The following is a 16580-nucleotide window of genomic DNA, read 5'->3' on the forward strand; positions in this document are numbered from 1 at the left end:
CTGGCGTGCCTCCAGCCGGACGCACGCATCTCAGGCATCCGCCGACCACTCCGACAGAGCGGCAATGACACTCTTCAGTTCCGCCCAGCGGCGGATCACCGTCTCGGCACCGGCCTCTGTCAAGGCGTCGGCATGGCCGGGATAGCTGTGGCTGGCGCCCGTAAAGCCGATCACGCGCATGCCGGCGGCCTTGGCGCCGGTGACGCCGTGCACGGAATCCTCGATGACGAAGGTGTTCGCCGGGTTGACGCCGAGCTTTTCGGCGGCATGCAGGAACACGTCTGGAGCCGGCTTGGTCTTTCCGGTCGGCGTTTCCATCGCCGAGAAGATGCGCCCGGCGAAGAACGGCAACAGATGCACCTTCTCCAGCATGAACTCGATCCGCTCCGAACGTGAGTTGGAGCAGACGCAGCGTTGCGACGTGACCGAGGCGACCGCTTCGCGCACGCCTTCGATGGCGCGCACGTCGCTGCGCAGTTTGCGGTCGACCAGTTCCTCGGCGCGGTCGATCAGCGACACCTGGAACGGGATTTTGGACTTCTCCTCGATTCGTATCAGTATGTCCTTGAAGGTCAGGCCGGCATAGGTCTCGGCAATCTCCTCCGCCGAGATTTCGTATCCGGCCAAGGTTATCAGTTCAGCTTCGACCCGCGCGGCGATGATTTCGGAATCGACGAGCACGCCGTCGCAATCGAAGATGACAAGATCTGGCTGGGGCATGGTGATCCGAACGATGGAGGGTGGAGGAATGGCCGCTCAGGGCTCAAGCGGCGCGGCATACACCAATGGACACGGCTTCGCAAACTCCTCCACGGCATCGATAAAGCTTCACCGAATATTTACGCTGATCGGTAACCATAACGGGCAGTAAACAGTAACGCGTGCCTTGGGTGTAAAAATGTCAGCCGTGCGTCTTCTCGACGAGCTCTCCCACGCTCCCCAGCAATCCGAATGGCTGGACACGATCCTGAAAGGCGACTGCGTCGCGGCGCTCGACCGCCTGCCGGAAAAGTCGATCGACGTCATCTTTGCCGATCCGCCCTACAATCTGCAGCTCGACGGCGACCTGCACCGTCCCGACCAGTCCAAGGTCGATGCGGTCGACGACGACTGGGACCAGTTCGAGAGCTTCGAAGCCTATGACGCTTTCACCCGCGCCTGGCTGCTGGCGGCACGCCGCGTGCTGAAGCCCAACGGCACCATCTGGGTCATTGGCTCCTATCACAACATCTTCCGCGTCGGGGCCAAGATGCAGGATCTCGGCTTCTGGATTCTCAACGACGTGGTCTGGCGCAAGACCAATCCGATGCCGAATTTTCGCGGCCGCCGCTTCCAGAACGCGCATGAGACGATGATCTGGGCTTCGCGTGACCAGAAGGGCAAGGGCTATACCTTCAACTACGAAGCGCTGAAGGCGTCGAACGACGATATCCAGATGCGCTCCGACTGGCTGTTCCCGATCTGCACCGGCGGCGAGCGCCTGAAGAATGAGAATGGCGACAAGCTGCATCCGACTCAAAAGCCCGAGGCGCTGCTTGCCCGTATCATGATGGCCTCGACCAAGCCGGGTGACGTCGTGCTCGACCCGTTCTTCGGCTCCGGTACGACAGGCGCGGTTGCCAAGCGCCTCGGCCGTCACTTCGTCGGCATCGAGCGCGAGCAGGCCTATATCGACGCCGCCAATGAGCGCATCGACGCGGTGCGGCCACTCGACGAGGCGGATCTCACCGTGCTCACCGGCAAGCGCGCGGAGCCGCGCGTCGCCTTCGTCAGCCTGATCGACACCGGGCTGATGACGCCCGGCGCCACGCTCTATGACGCCAAGAAGCGCTGGGCCGCCAAGGTTCGCGCCGATGGGACCGTCGCGATCGGCGACAGCGCCGGCTCGATCCACAAGATCGGCGCCGAGGTGCAGGGATTGGACGCCTGCAACGGCTGGACCTTCTGGCATTATGAGCGCAGCGGCGGGCTTACCCCCATCGACGAACTGCGCCGCATCGCCCGGCTTGGCATGGAACGGGCAGGGGGCTGAGCTCTGCCGCCTGCCTCATATTTATTGATTCAAATGCTCAACGGATCGTCGCAAGCGATGGAGATCACGTCCTGATCCCCAATCGCTCAAGGTCTGCTTTAAGCGTGCTGGCATCGGTGAACAGCACCGCTTGCCAGCCGGCGGCCTTGGCGCCGTCGACATTTTTCTGGCTGTCGTCGATGAACAGCGTCGCCGATGGCTCGAGGCCGAACGCGGCCACGTGATGGTCGTAGATGCCACGATCCGGTTTGATCTTGCCAATCTCGCCCGAGATGGTGACGCCGCGCGGACGATCGAGGAAATCGAAGCGTTCGCGCGCTTCGGCCAGCGTGTCGGAAGCAAAGTTGGTCAGCATCGTCACATCGTGGCCGCTATCGATCAGGCCGAGCATGATGGTGACACTGTCGTCATAGGCATGCGGCACCATCTCGTGCCAGTGGCGACGGAAATTGCGGATGTTTTCGGCGTGCTCGGGGTGCTCCGCGATCAGCAGCGCTTCGGCCTCTTCCCACGTCCGGCCGCGATCCTGCTCTATGTTCCAGTCATGCGTGCAGATATTGTCGAAGAACCACTTTCTCTCTTCGTCGTCGGGAATGAGGCGGCTGAAGGGAATGTTCGGATCGTAATGGATCAGCACCTTGCCGATGTCGAAAACGATGTGGCGGATTTCAGTCATGGGGCCTCTTTGCACTCAATGGCGACGGTTTTTTCGTCGCGCCGGGTATCGCAGCCTCGATTGCCTTTTTCATGACGGTGGGCAGCGCCTCGCCTGAAATCTCATGGGCGGGCGACCAGAAATACCCTGCCAGGGCATCACCTTTGATGTGGGCACGAAAGACTTCGAGTTCGAGCGCGAAATGGGTGAACACATGCGCGATTGTCCCGGCGCGCCGCCAGTCGCCGGCAAAGGGCGCTGCCGCCTCTGTGGTGGCTCCGTCCACCCGCGCCGTCCAGGCGGTGGTCGGCACTTCCGTCATGCCGCCGAGCAGCCCTTTCTCAGGCCGCTTGCGCAAAAGAATGGCACCGTCGTCGCGCATGGCAACGAAAGCAGCCCCCCGCCGCAGCGGCTTGTCGGCCTTCGGCAGGCGCACCGGGAAATTTTCGGGATCTCCTGAAACAACGGCGCTGCAGTCCTCGCGCAGCGGGCACAGCATGCAGCGCGGCCGGCGCGGAGTGCATATCGTGGCGCCGAGATCCATCATCGCCTGGGCAAAGTCGCCGGGCCTTGTCGCCGGCATCATGCGCTCGACATGGACCCGTATCTCGGCCTTGGCTTCGCTGAGCGGCGTCGTGATCGAAAACAGCCGTGAGATGACGCGTTCGACATTGCCGTCGACGACGGCGGCGTGGCGGTCGAAGGCGATGGCCGTTATTGCCGCCGATGTATAGGCGCCGATCCCCGGCAATTCTCGAAGTCCGATCTCGGTGTCCGGAAACCGGCCGCCGCGCGCCGCCACCAGATCCGCGCAGGCCTTGAGGTTGCGGGCGCGGGAGTAGTAACCGAGCCCCGCCCAGGCTTTCATCACATCCTCCGTCGGCGCCGCGGCCAGCGCTTCGACATCGGGCCATTTCTCGACAAAGGCGAGGAAATACGATTTCACCGCTTCGACGGTGGTCTGCTGCAGCATCACCTCCGACAGCCAGATACGGTAGGGATCGGGCCGCACACCGCGTGCATGCTCGCGCGGCGTCACGCGCCACGGCAATTCGCGATGATGCGCGTCATACCAGGCGAGCAGGCGCGACGCCGTATCATCCGAGATGGCCTTGCTGGTCTGGGCCTTGCGGGTCTGGTCTGCTGGTGCCATTGATCTTGCGTTGGCCTGGCCGGTATCTGCTGGGTCGTGGCTGGAGAACGCACATGGCAGGGAAAAGGCGCTTCGGCAATCCCGTTCCGGTGAGCGATCTCGCCACCGACATCCTCGACCCGGTGCTGCGCAAGCGGGCAGGCATCTCGATCGGTCTGGTCCAGTCGTGGGAAGAGATTGCCGGACCGCGCCTGGCCATCCACTCGCGGCCCGAAAAGATCCAGTGGCCGCGCCGCCTGCACGAGGATGATCCGTTCGAGCCGGCCGTACTGGTCATCGCCTGCGAAGGCATGGCCGCGCTTCATCTGCAGCACGAGACCGGCGAGATCATCAACCGGGTGAACGCCTTCCTGGGTTTCAGGGCGATAGGCCGCATCAGGATCGTGCAGAAGCCGATAAGCTCGGGAAGAGCCCGGCCCAAATCCACCCTCAGGGCGTTGAGCGCGGCCGAAAAGGCGAAATTGTCCGATACTGTCGGGCTTATAGAGGATGACGGGCTGCGCGCCTCGCTGGAACGGCTGGGGGCGACCATTCTGGGCGCAAGGAAAGCCTAGACGGCTGCAATGACCCCAGGGACTATCCCGAGGCCGTCTGGCCAAGGGCGAAGTGGAACGGTTACAGTTGCCCCGGTCGGCCCAAACGGAGACGATCCCCTTGGTTCTGATTGGAAACGTCATAGGTTTGTCGTTAATCTCGCGCATTCGTGATCGCCCTTGTCAGGTTTCACGATTGGATTGGGGACAGGGATGCCTTAATTCGCGCCAACTCTCGCCTTTTCGTGCCTTTGCATTGCAAAATCCAACCCTTATCAGGTGATTCGTATGAGCCGTCCCCCGTTTGGCCAAAGCTTCTCTCGCAGAAACGTCCTGACATCGCTGGCCGCAATCCCGGCGGTGGCCCTGCTCGCCGCCTGCAGTGATTCCGGCGAAGAGGCGAAGGCCGCGGATGTCAAGCCCGCGAACCCGGCAACGCCCGCAAAGCCGGCCACGCCCGCCGCGGTCCAGGTGCCGGAAGCGCAAGGCACCGTCGACATGACCGAACTGATGAAGCCGGGCGCGCTGCCCGACAAGCAGCTCGGCAAGGACGACGCCAAGGTCACCATCGTCGAATACGCCTCGATGACCTGCCCGCACTGCGCGCATTTCGCCGAGACCACCTTTCCGGATTTGAAGACCAAGTACATCGATACCGGCAAGGCGCGCTACATCCTGCGCGAATTCCCATTCGATCCGAGCGCCGAAGCCGGTTTCATGCTGGCGCGTTGCGCCAAGGATAACTATTTCCCGATGGTCGACGTGCTGTTCAGGCAGCAGGCGAACTGGGTCGGCGTGTCGAACACCAAGGAAGCGCTGCTGCAAATTTCCAAGCTTGCCGGTTTTACACAGGAGTCCTTCGAGGCCTGCTTGACGGACCAGAAACTTCTGGACGATGTGAGATCGGTCCAGAAGCGTGGCGCCAATGAATTCAAGGTCGACTCGACGCCGACCTTCTTCATCAACGGTAAGACCTACAAAGGGGCGATGTCGATTGAGGAAATGTCGGCCATCATCGACCCTCTGCTCTGACATCGGCTCAGTGCTGAAGCGGCAGCGCTCCGGCGCTGCCTGCCTCTCTATCCGTTCGCGCGCTCTGCGTCCTATCGCAAAACCTCGGTACACTCTTGCCGAACCGGTGTATGAGGCGCGCGAATGAAGTTTTCGCGCCTCCGCCTCCTTGGTTTCAAGTCCTTCGTCGAACCCGGCGAGTTCGTCATCGAACGCGGCCTGACCGGCATTGTCGGGCCGAACGGCTGCGGCAAGTCGAACCTGGTCGAGGCGCTGCGCTGGGTGATGGGCGAAAGCTCCTACAAGAACATGCGCGCGTCCGGCATGGACGACGTCATCTTTTCCGGCTCGGGAACCCGCCCCGCCCGCAACACCGCCGAAGTCACGCTTTTCCTGGACAACAGCGACCGCTCGGCTCCATCCGCCTTCAACGATGCCGACGAACTGCAGGTGTCGCGCCGCATCGAGCGCGAGGCGGGCTCGCTCTACCGCATCAACGGCAAGGAAGCGCGCGCCAAGGACGTGCAGCTTCTGTTCGCCGACCAGTCGACCGGCGCGCGCTCGCCCTCGATGGTCGGGCAAGGCCGTATCGGCGAACTGATCCAGGCCAAGCCGCAGGCCCGTCGCGCCCTGCTCGAAGAAGCGGCCGGCATTTCCGGCCTGCACACCCGTCGCCACGAGGCGGAATTGCGGCTTAAGGCGGCCGAGCAGAACCTCGAACGCCTGGACGATGTCGTGGGCGAGCTGGAAAGCCAGATCGAAAGCCTCAAGCGCCAGGCGCGCCAGGCTTCCCGCTTCAAGAACCTGTCGGCCGACATCCGCAAGGCCGAAGCAACGCTCTTGCACCTGCGCTGGACGCTGGCCAAGACACAGGAAGGCGAGGCGCGTTCGGCGCTGGCCACGGCCACGGCGCTCGTCGGCGACCGCGCCGCCACGCAGATGAACGCGGCCAAGGAGCAAGGCATCTCCGCCCATCGCCTGCCTGACCTGCGCGACGCGGAAGCCGCGGCTGCCGCGGCTTTCCAGCGCCTGTCGATCGCCAGGTCGCAGATCGAGGAAGAAGCTGGCCGTATCCGCAACCGGCAGGCCGAACTCGAACGTCGGCTGCAGCAGCTCGACGGCGACATTGCCCGCGAAGAGCGGATGGTGCGCGACAATGCCGACGTTCTCGAGCGCCTGCGTGCGGAAGAGGCCACGCTGAACTCCGAAAACGCCGGTGCCGCCGAGCGTGAGGCCACCACCCGCGCTGTATTCGAACAGGCCGCCTCGACGCTTGCGCAAAGCGAAGCCAAACTTGCCGCGCTGACCGCCGAGCGCGCCGAGGCCGCCGCCTCGCGCCACCAGATCGAACGGACTTTGCGCGAAACCGCGGAGCGTCGCGACCGCTTCGCCCGCCAACTCGCCGACGTCGACCGCGAATTGTCGGACATCCTCTCCAAGGTCGCCGGCTTGCCGGATCCGGCCGAGAAGCAGGTACTGGTCGAGCAGGCGATGGCATTGCTGGAGGAGTCCGAGGCAGCGGTGGAGCAGGCTGAACAGTCGGTCATCGACGGCCGTGGCGCTGAAAGCGCTGCCCGCCCGCCGCTTCAGGACGCCAAGGCGGAGCTGGCGCGGATCGAAACCGAAGCGCGCACGCTGGCCAAGATCCTGAACGCGGCCAGCGGCGATCTCTTCCCTTCGGTGCTGGAGCAGATCAGCGTCGAGCGCGGCTTCGAGACGGCACTGGGGGCCGCCCTTGGCGAAGACCTCGACGTGCCGCTCGACCGCAGTGCACCGGCGCATTGGGGCGAAAGCGAAATCCAGCCCGGTGATGCCGCGCTTCCGGAAGGGATCAAGAGCCTTGCCAGCGTGGTTCGCGCGCCGGCGCAACTAGCCCGACGTCTTGCGCAGATCGGCATCGTCGAGGCCGCTGACGGCCGCCGGTTGCAGGGGCTTCTGGCTCCAGGCCAGCGCCTGGTCAGCCGCCAGGGTGCGCTGTGGCGCTGGGACGGCCTGACCGCCAGCGCCGATGCACCGACCGCCGCGGCACAAAGGCTGGCACAGAAGAACCGGCTTGCGGAACTCGATGCCGAAGCGGTGCAAGCGACGCTTGTGCTGCGCCAGGCCGAGGAAGCGCTAGCGCAGGCCGAGCAGGCGCTCCGCCAGGCAAGCGAAGCCGAACGCAACACGCGCCAGGCGGGACGTGAGGCCCAGCACCGGCTGGACGCCGCCCGCAATGCGCTGGCCGAGGCGGAAAAGGCCGGCGGTGAACTATCGAGCCGGCGTGCCGCGCTGGACGAGGCGCGCGCCCGCATCGTCGACAGCCATGAGGAGACGTTAGCGGCTTTCGTCGAGGCCGAGATGCTGCTGCAGGATGCGCCCGACCTCGGCGACCTGCAATTGCAGCTCGAACAGTCCTCGGCCAATGTCTCGCGCGACCGCGCCGCGCTTGCAGACGCGCGCGCCGTCCACGAGGGCTTGCGGCGAGAAGCCGAGGCACGCACACGCCGGCTTGATGCCATCGGTGCCGAACGCAGCAATTGGCTGGTACGCGCCGAAAACGCCTCGACGCAGATCGCGTCGCTTGCCGAACGCAAGGCAGAGGCCGAAGCCGAGCGCGAACGGCTGGCCGATGCGCCCGACGAGATCGACGCCAAGCGGCGTGCGCTGCTGTCGCAGCTCACCGAGGCCGAAACCTTGCGCAAGGCGGCAGCCGACCGGTTGCAGGAGGCGGAGAACAGGCAGGCCGAACTGGACAAGGCGGCCACATCAGCCATCCAGTCGCTGGCCGAAGCGCGCGAAACCCGCGCCCGTGCCGAGGAACGGCTGACGGCGGCCGACGAACGCCGGCTGGAGGTCGAGGCGCGCATCCAGGAAACGTTGAACACGCCGCCGCATCTGGTCATTCGCCACACCGGCCTGGAAGCCGACGATCCGATGCCCGAAATGCCCGAGATCGAACGCCAGTTGGATCGGCTGAAGGTCGAGCGCGAGCGGCTCGGCGCCGTCAATCTGCGCGCCGAGGAAGAGCAGAGGGAGCTTTCCGAGCGCCTGGAGGCGATCGTTTCCGAGCGAGAGGACATTATCGAAGCGATCCGCAAACTCAGGCAAGCGATCCAGAGCCTCAATCGTGAAGGCCGCGAACGGCTGCTGGCCGCCTTCGATGTCGTCAACAGCCACTTTCAGCGACTGTTCTCGCATCTGTTCGGTGGCGGCACGGCGGAATTGCAGTTGATCGAATCCGAGGATCCGCTGGAGGCGGGCCTGGAGATTCTTGCCCGACCGCCCGGCAAGAAGCCGCAGACCATGACGCTGCTGTCGGGCGGCGAGCAGGCGCTGACGGCGATGTCGCTGATCTTCGCTGTCTTCCTGACCAACCCGGCACCGATCTGCGTGCTCGACGAAGTCGATGCGCCGCTCGACGATCACAATGTCGAGCGCTTCTGCAATCTCATGGACGAGATGGCCAAGACCACCGAGACGCGTTTCGTCATCATCACCCACAATCCCATCACCATGGCCCGCATGGACCGGCTGTTCGGCGTGACCATGGCCGAGCAGGGCGTCAGCCAGCTTGTCTCTGTTGATTTGCAGGCGGCAGAGGCGATGCGCGAGGCGAGTTGACGCGTCCGGCAGCCATCGGCGGACCGCTTAGGTTTTCTGATCGTGTCCGTGGGACTGGTGTTTGGCCGAGGCCCGGAGGAATAGAGCGGGCCCATTTTCAGCACAGGCACACGACGATCCCGCTCGCGATCGCGCAGTTCGTGGTAGACCTTCACCTTCAGCGGCAACTTGCTGATTTGGCTATCTCAATGCACGCGTCGCGAAATCCAGTTCGCGCAGATTGCCGCCAGAAGTCCGCAAGCCATGCCGACGCAATCGGCGATCCAGTCGAACACGTCGAGATCACGCTCTATCAGCGACGTGCCCTGGAGGATTTCGATCGCGGCTCCAACCAGGGCGAGGAAGATGATCAGCCTCCCCTTGCGGCCCGGCCAGCCCAGACTTCCCAGAAACGCCAGGATCGCGAAGGCGCTCGCATGGTTGGCCTTGTCGTAGTGGAAGCCGATATCGATGCCGAATTCGTCGAGGCGAGATATCGGCAGCAACGCGAGCACCAAGACCGCAATGAGCGTGGCGATAAAGGCAATCCGCTCGGCGGCTGAGTAAAATTTCATTCTGTTCCGTCGATACACCAGCCATCGAGGTCGGGTCCGGAGATCTTGGTCAGGTGGCATGCCGGTGTAAGCGGCAGGCTGGCGTCCATGGCCACGATTGCATAAGCCGGCTTCGAAAAGCAACGAGCCCGTCTCGCGATCACGAGGGGATCCCAAGGCGTGCCCGCCCATTTGCCGGCAGGGCACGCCTTCCGCCTATTGGCGATAGAATGGTGACGGCTCGTCAGATTGAAGCGCGTTGAATACGCGACAGTCCAAAACCGCTTTTGCCCGACAAGCTCTCTTCGGCAGGCCGGAACATGTCCTCGAAGTCCAGGTCCTGCTCGAAAACCACGCCCCCGACGGACACGGCCAGGATCTCCTCGGCTCCCTGAGGGGCGAAATAGACCTGCGAGACAGTGGCACGGATACGCTCGCCAACCGTCCTGGCTTCGGCCTCGCTCGTTCCGGGAAGGAACACACCGAACATGGAGGCACCTATGCGGCCGACGACGTCTTGCGAGCGCACGCAAGACCGGATGGTTGAAGCGATCAGGCGCAAGGCCTCGTCGCCCCAGTTCAGGCCGAAGCGCAAGTTGATGGCGTTCAGGTGTTCAGGATGAATGACCAGGAACGCGCCCGATCGCTCGCCTTGTGGGGAAGACCTGATCGCCCGTCTCTCGATCAGCGACGTGAAGACCCTCCCGTTCAGGCAACCGGTCAGCGTATCGAAGGTCGCGGCCCGGTTGAGTTCCCGCCGATAGCGACGGATCTCGGCCAGTTTCAGGCCTATGAACACAAACAGCGGCAGGCAGATCACCACAGGCAAAAGTGTTGCCGTGATCATGCCGCGCCCGAAAGGCGTCAGCGCCTCGCTGAACAACAGCAGATAGTTCAGGACGAGGGACACGCACAGGCTGCCGACGGTTCCAAGAAATGCCAGCCAGGCAATGGTCTTCCATTCATGATGGACCGGGACATCAGCTGCTGCATTGCTCATCGTCGATCTCCGTTCGATCGCCAAGCATAAGACCGGCAAGTTACGATTTCGGTTTCGAAGAACAATACAATTTGACACGTTGGTTAGATCGCCAAGCTTCTGAACGGAGGATGCTGCCCTTTGTGGCGAATCCGGTGCTGTCGCCTATGGCGGGCCGAAGATTCCCATCTCCGCCGCCCTGGCTGTTGCTTCGGCCTTGCCATAGATGCCGCTCGGCAAGGCCAGCGCCCAGCCATTCGATACCAGCCAGGCACCGACATCCTGTTTGCCCAGCCTGCATGTCACCGCGACAGGGAAGCGGTCGACCACCGGAGGCACGAAGCAGTTCAGCGCTCGCCCGCGCATCCAGTTGTTGAAAGCCGCGTAGGCCCGCTGTCCGCATGGCCACGCGCTCTCGTGAAACAGGCAGACCCTGTCGGTCTGGACGCCCTGGGTTCCACTGATGAACAGTTTCCGCCCCATGGAGTCGAAAGCAGCCGACGACGTGGCCACTGGATCGTAAAGCAATGTTTCCCGCCAATCCCTGGGCATCCATGACTTGGGGCGTGATGCGAGGCCGAGGTCGCCAAGCGGCAAACGAGGTTCCACCCGCTCCATCTCCGATCCCTCGATCTGCGGCGGTGCGATGAGATCCTCGGCAATCTTGCGGGCTGAGTTGACGATCGATCGAGCCGGATGTCGCGCGACGTCATCGCCGACGTCAGGGGCTGGGTCGGTGAGGCTTCGTTCGACGGGGAACAGGGTCGCTGCCTTGACCAGCAGCAGGATGCCGATGACAAGCTCGAGGCCCGCGAGCGCGATCATCATGCGAACGCGCCCCCGATGTCCCATCGGGCCGCCCGCGTCCAATTCGCTAGAAGCTGGACGTCGATTTGGCAACCAGTTTGAGCGCACCTTTTTCAATCCGGTAAAACGGCATTGAGCGTTCGCTGGATCCATCCGCGCGGAACCTGAACAAGCCGGTCGATCCGCGAAAGCCATTCGGGTTCTCGAAAACCTGCCTGTTGAAGCCATTGGGTCCGGCAGCGCTCGCGATCCCCGCAGTAAGGGCGACCATATCATAGGCATAAGCGACATTGACGTCGGCCTGGTAATTGAAGCTTGCCTTGAAACGATCCGAAATGGGGCCTGTTTCATGTTGGTCGAGCGTCGCGATATAGGCGCCTTCGAAAAGCGGACTGGTCGGGTGCTCCAGCCAGCGGTTCGTGCCAACCACGGAGGTTGATTTTCCAGGGATGCCTTTTGCCTTCAGGGCGATCAGGATTGGCGATGGATTGCTGTCGCCGCTGGCGACGATCACGGCGTCGGGGGCGTCAACCAGCGAGCCCATGTCCGCGACCGCCTTTGCCGCGCTGTCGGCGCTCGTGTAGGGGATGGTGATCGCAAGTGCGGCGCCGTACACGCTGAGGCTGTTGGCGACCCGTTTTTCGGCAATATCGGCACCCGCGCCCGCTGGCACCAGCAGGACGAATTTCTTGCCGCCCTTGGCCGCGATTGCGCCGGCGCCTGCCGCGGCGCTGTCAGCCTCGCCAAGGCATACCGCATAGACGCCCGGGCCGCCGGCAAAATTGTCCGCGAGAGCCAGAACCACCGGCCGGTTCGAGCCCGACAGTTTGGCGACATGCTGCGCCGCCGGCAGTTCGGTCGGACCGATGACCACTTTCGCTCCCGAAGTTATGGCCTTTACCGCCAGTTGCTGGGAGTAAGCCGCGTCTCCCCTTGTGTCTTCGACGGTAAGCGTCAGCAGGGGATTACCGAGGTCCGTCATGGCGAGCTTGGCGGCGTCGAGCATCTTTTTGCCGTTTTCGCCCGCTGATCCGGAAGCGGACAGCGGCAGCAGCATGGCGACTTTCGTGGGTCCCGTGCCGAGGGACTGCGTCGCCTGGCTTGCGTTTGCCACAGCAACAACAGCAGCCGGCTGATTGGCGACCTGGATGGCAGCGGGGTCGAGCGCGTCCGACACCGAGCCTTTGGATTGGCAGCCGAGCAGCGATAGCGCCAGCGCGCAAGCGACCACCCATGTCCGCAGGCGGTGAACCTGCCGGTCAGATTCCATTTTCTGCCAGCGCTTTCGCTCTTGCGGTCAGTTCATGTACTCGACCATGCGGTCGTGAAAACACTCGCATTTATTGAGCGTGTCTTCGTCCTTGTAGTTGGTCTTCAGGTAGCCGTAAGCCATGCCGCAGGCGACCTTGGCTTCCGATGCCCAGACGAAGACCGGCCGGGATGAATGGATCCATTCCGGGCTGTTGGCGACGGCAACCGACTCATCCATCAGCTTGACGACCTGTTTCGTGAGGTCGACCGTGTTGTCGGTCAGCACCAGATTGGAGGTTCCAACGGTGCGACAATAGTCGGCCACGGGTCCCTCGATGATGTCGGCGGCAAAGCCGGTCGATCCCGCCAACAGCAGCGCCGTGGCCGAAATCAGCAACCTTGAACGAATTCTCATGTAAGCCCCTCTCCAAATTGCCATTTCATGTCCCGCTAATGCATAGCATGGGAGCACGAGCGCGCAGAAGCGTTAAATCGTAACATGCTGCTGCGTGTGTGTTGCGTCGTCATAGAGGATGTTGATGGTGCCGGCCGCGGGCGCGTTCTGCAGTACAGCCACATCCACGAAGTTTGCCGCGTTGCCTGAGCCGCTGGTGTCGACGCTTACCGTGCTGGTCGCGCTGTTGTAATGCACGTAGTCGGCGATATTGCCCGCGGCGGCTTTGTCGAACAGAGCGGTCAGATCGATCTTATCGCCCTCGGCGCCATGGTAGTCGGCGATCAGATCCTTGATGTTCAGATTGTCGATCTTGAACGTGTCGGCTCCCGAAGTGCCGTCGATGGCCATCGACTGCTGCGCCGGGGCAACCAGCGAAGTATCAAGTTCCACCTCGACATAGTTGCCGCTTGTGCCGTCGGCCATCTGGAAAGTGCCGTTGCCGGTGACGGTCTGCCCGTCGATTTCGCCGACAGCCGGCTGCGCTGCCGTGCTGATGGAGACAATACCGTTGTCGGCGAGGTGCGACAATTCCCCGGCGTCGCTGGTGCCGTTGGCATTGGCGTCCTTCCAGATCAGCAGGCTGCTGAACGCCGCATCGTTGTGATCGATGACGCCGTCATGATTGCTGTCGAGCGATGCCAAAGCAGCCGCGCCGCTGGCGAAGTGGCCGCCGTCGAAGTTCGGCGTGAACAGCTCCGTGCCATCGTCGATCTTGCCGTCATGGTTGAGGTCGACCGCCAACATGCCATCATTCGATGTGTTCCAGGCGAGTTGTTCCTTGGTGCCGTCGCCGTTCATATCGAACTGAACACCATGGCTGACATCGGAGAAGGCAAAGCCATTGTGGTTCAGGTCGAGAATGATGGGATCGACCGATCCTCCGATGAGGGTGTTCAGGTCCGCAACCGTGACGTTCTGCAGGTCGACCAGCGTTCCGCCGCCGGCATCGGCAGTTGGCTGAGTGTAGACGAAGGTGTGGTTTATCCCCGAGATCGTCGCCGCGAAAGCGAGCGTTGCTCCGGCGTTGCCGATGTCTGTGCCCATAAGATACTGAACAGCCGCAGCGACGCCTGACGTTGTGGTGATAATTAACGGCGAGGCGCCGGCATCGGTTCCGAAGAAATTGGCGATGCCATTCGTGACCGAATGAGACTCCACCGTGTCTCCACCGATCGTCAAGACCGAGTCACCTGCGCCGTCAACGAGACCGGCTGTAGCAGCCAGCAGCACACCCGGCAGGGTCAACTTGTCGGTTCCGGCGATGAAGTCGGTGATGATGTCGTAGCCGGAGATCGTACCGGCGTTGCCTGATCCACCTATTACGGGCGTCGAGTCGCCAGCCCCGATCAAGAACGTGTCGTTGCCGATGCCGCCAGTCATCGTGTCCGCGCCGGCGCCGCCGACGAGAGTGTCGTTGCCGTCGCCACCGTTTAGGATGTCGTTACCTGAGCCGCCGATCAGCAAATCGTTGCCGCCCGCACCGTTCAGGGTGTCGTTACCGTCCAGGCCGGCCAGAACGTTCGCGGAGCCATTCCCGGTAAGCGAATCCCCGAAATTGGAGCCGATGATGTTGTCTACTCCCGCACCGGCGGTCTCATTTATTAACGAGCCGGAACTCGAATGATCCGTGGTCGCGCTACCTGACGAAAGCAGATCGACGACCAGAGGACTGGTGGAAGTATCGCCATCCGCGTCCGTCAATGCGAGGTTGAAGTTGAGTTCGACTGAGGGAACATTCGTGACGGTGCTGACGAATGCAAATGCACCAATATCGAATGCCTCGCCGTCGAGGCTGGGGTTCACGCCGTTGATGGAACGGGCATTCTCGATTTCAATCCTGTCATAGCCGGTTCCCGATGCCGTCACGAGAACGGTGTCGTTGAGGTCGAGACCAGTGACTAGGTATCCGCCATGCCCGTCCGTCGTCAGCGAAGCAAGACTCAGACTCACGCCGTTCACCTTGATATCGGTGATCGTATTGAGCTGCGCATCGTTCGCCAGCGCGGCGGAGTCGTTGACGGTATTGGGGTCATCGCCAGCATTGTAGATGCGCACCCAGGTTTCGATGGAATCGGCCGGGGGACTACCGTTGACCTGAACAATGGCGAACTGGAAACTGTTCACGTTGTAATGTGTCGTGTAACCATATGAATTGTTGTTGCCGGATGAGGCAGTCGCACTATTGACGAAGTCAATACGCAAATTGTCTCCGTCGTTCATCGAGTTGTTGGCGACGCCGATGCCGGTCGTGCTTGCCGAGACCGATGATCCCGATGCTGCGTTGCTTGTACCATTCGCTTGGCGTTCGTAGCCGGAGAACAGCACGTCCTGGGTGGTGCCAGCCACGTCCAACACCTTGAATTGCTGCGTGTTCGAGCCAAGCGCCGAAAAATTGTCGATGTGCGTCTGTTGCGTGGCACCAATCGCGGCGAACACTTGAACCTGGTAGTGGTCGGCACTGGTGGCCAGGCTTCCGTCCGGTTGCAGCGTTATCTGGAAGATCTCGGTTCCGGTGCCCAGACCACCTGTCCACCCTTGCAGTTGCAGCGGGGTGGCGGGGTTGAGGTCGTGATCGACAAGGAACAGCTGGATAGGCTGACCTCCTGATGTCAGATTGACCGAAGCCCCATTTATGATGCCGGTGGCCAACTGGCCGTTCGTGATGTTGGAAAAGCTGATCGAGCCAAGCTGGTCGGCGCCAACATTGTTGTCAATATTGGCATCCGCATCCAGGTCGAATGTGGCGGTGCTGCCAGCGACGTTGACGAGAACTGCCCTCTCTGGAGATAGCATCGTCGGGACGTCATCGACGATATCGACCAGGATGGTGCCGGTGGTGGTGTTGCCGTGGGCGTCGGTGACCGTATAGGTGAAGCTGTCCTTGTCCTGCTCTGTGGTGATGCCGTTGTTGGTGGTCGCGCCGTCATAGGTATGGGTCAGCGTGTAGGTGTAGGTGCCGTTGGCATTGAGCACCAGGTTGCCGTAGCCGCCGGTAGCCGGCGAGGTCAGCGTATAGGTATAGGGACCGGTGCCGCCGGCGGGCGTGATGGCGCCGTCGAAGATCTGGCTGCCGTCCAGCGGCGAGCTGCCCGTGGCAAGTCCCTTCTCGTGAACCAGCGCATCGGTGTCGGAGGCCGTCACCGTGACGTTGTTGACGGTGATGTCGAGGGTCACCGTCGAGGTGTCGCCGTCGCCGTCGGTAATGGTGTAGACGAAGTGATCGACCGCGTTGGTGGTCACCGCATTGGGATTGGCCGTGTAGGTGTAGGTGCCGTTGGCGTTCAGGACCAGCGTGCCGTACTGGCCCGCGATCCCGGTTCCGCCGAGATTGCCGCTGACCGGGTTCGCGACGTTCGAGCCGGTGGCCACGCCCGTCACCGCGCCGCCGGGTGCTGCGCCGTCGGCGCCCAGCACGTCCGCCGTGCCGTCGCTCAGCACATTGCCCGAGGCCTGCGCGCCTTCCGTGACGCTGTTGGTGTCGGCATGGGCCGTCGGGACGTCATCGACGATATCGACCAGGATGGTGCCGGTGGTGGTGTTGCCGTGGGCGTCGGTGACCGTATAGG

Annotated in this window: 13 protein-coding genes; 4 read left to right on the top strand and 9 right to left on the bottom strand. The window is 62.6% G+C overall.

Features of this window, described 5'->3' with window-relative positions:
- Positions 1-30 precede the first annotated feature (30 nt).
- On the bottom strand, positions 31-720 hold the full coding sequence (locus FJ943_RS22225) for an HAD family phosphatase (RefSeq protein WP_140617277.1): 690 nt from the start codon (positions 718-720) through the stop codon (positions 31-33).
- A gap of 178 nt (positions 721-898) precedes the next feature.
- On the opposite strand from FJ943_RS22225, the gene FJ943_RS22230 reads away from it, so the two are divergent.
- Positions 899-2032, top strand: a complete 1134-nt coding sequence (locus FJ943_RS22230) for a site-specific DNA-methyltransferase (RefSeq protein WP_140617276.1) — start codon at positions 899-901, stop codon at positions 2030-2032.
- Between the two features lie 64 nt (positions 2033-2096).
- Here FJ943_RS22230 and FJ943_RS22235 read toward each other — a convergent pair whose 3' ends face one another.
- A complete protein-coding gene (locus FJ943_RS22235; RefSeq protein ID WP_140617275.1) occupies positions 2097-2708 on the bottom strand; it encodes an HAD family phosphatase in 612 nt (203 codons plus the stop codon).
- A complete protein-coding gene (gene mutY, locus FJ943_RS22240; protein ID WP_140661406.1) occupies positions 2701-3840 on the bottom strand; it encodes an A/G-specific adenine glycosylase in 1140 nt (379 codons plus the stop codon). The genes FJ943_RS22235 and mutY overlap by 8 nt, the downstream gene beginning before the upstream one ends.
- A gap of 53 nt (positions 3841-3893) precedes the next feature.
- Here mutY and FJ943_RS22245 point away from each other — a divergent pair, with 53 nt between their 5' ends.
- From FJ943_RS22245 to smc, 3 genes are all read left to right on the top strand, one after another.
- Positions 3894-4394, top strand: coding sequence for a DUF721 domain-containing protein (locus FJ943_RS22245; protein ID WP_140617273.1), 501 nt, complete (start codon positions 3894-3896; stop codon positions 4392-4394).
- Positions 4395-4661: 267 nt separating this feature from the next.
- Positions 4662-5405 carry a DsbA family protein gene (locus FJ943_RS22250; RefSeq protein WP_140617272.1) on the top strand — a complete coding sequence of 248 codons (744 nt, stop codon included), beginning with the start codon at positions 4662-4664 and terminating at the stop codon, positions 5403-5405.
- 123 nt (positions 5406-5528) lie between these two features.
- Positions 5529-8987 carry a chromosome segregation protein SMC gene (smc, locus tag FJ943_RS22255; protein ID WP_140724844.1) on the top strand — a complete coding sequence of 1153 codons (3459 nt, stop codon included), beginning with the start codon at positions 5529-5531 and terminating at the stop codon, positions 8985-8987.
- 185 nt (positions 8988-9172) lie between these two features.
- Here the strand turns inward: smc and FJ943_RS22260 are convergent, their stop codons facing one another.
- The 6 genes from FJ943_RS22260 to FJ943_RS22285 form a co-directional block, all read right to left on the bottom strand.
- Positions 9173-9541: a VanZ family protein gene (locus FJ943_RS22260; protein WP_140724847.1), complete on the bottom strand. Its 369-nt coding sequence runs from the start codon at positions 9539-9541 to the stop codon at positions 9173-9175.
- A gap of 223 nt (positions 9542-9764) precedes the next feature.
- A complete protein-coding gene (locus FJ943_RS22265; RefSeq protein WP_224587748.1) occupies positions 9765-10544 on the bottom strand; it encodes a GGDEF domain-containing protein in 780 nt (259 codons plus the stop codon).
- Positions 10545-10664: 120 nt separating this feature from the next.
- Positions 10665-11327 (bottom strand): thermonuclease family protein, encoded by a 663-nt coding sequence (locus FJ943_RS22270; RefSeq protein ID WP_140724850.1) that lies wholly within the window; start codon positions 11325-11327, stop codon positions 10665-10667.
- 46 nt (positions 11328-11373) lie between these two features.
- Entirely contained in the window at positions 11374-12576 is a 1203-nt protein-coding gene (locus FJ943_RS22275) for an ABC transporter substrate-binding protein (RefSeq protein ID WP_140724853.1), read from the bottom strand.
- A gap of 27 nt (positions 12577-12603) precedes the next feature.
- On the bottom strand, positions 12604-12972 hold the full coding sequence (locus FJ943_RS22280; protein WP_140714969.1) for a hypothetical protein: 369 nt from the start codon (positions 12970-12972) through the stop codon (positions 12604-12606).
- A 72-nt stretch (positions 12973-13044) separates the two neighbouring features.
- A partial coding sequence (locus FJ943_RS22285; protein WP_140724856.1) for an Ig-like domain-containing protein occupies positions 13045-16580 on the bottom strand: 3536 nt, incomplete at its 5' end.

It is taken from the genome of Mesorhizobium sp. B2-3-10 (assembly GCF_006442275.1).
GTDB lineage: Bacteria > Pseudomonadota > Alphaproteobacteria > Rhizobiales > Rhizobiaceae > Mesorhizobium > Mesorhizobium australicum.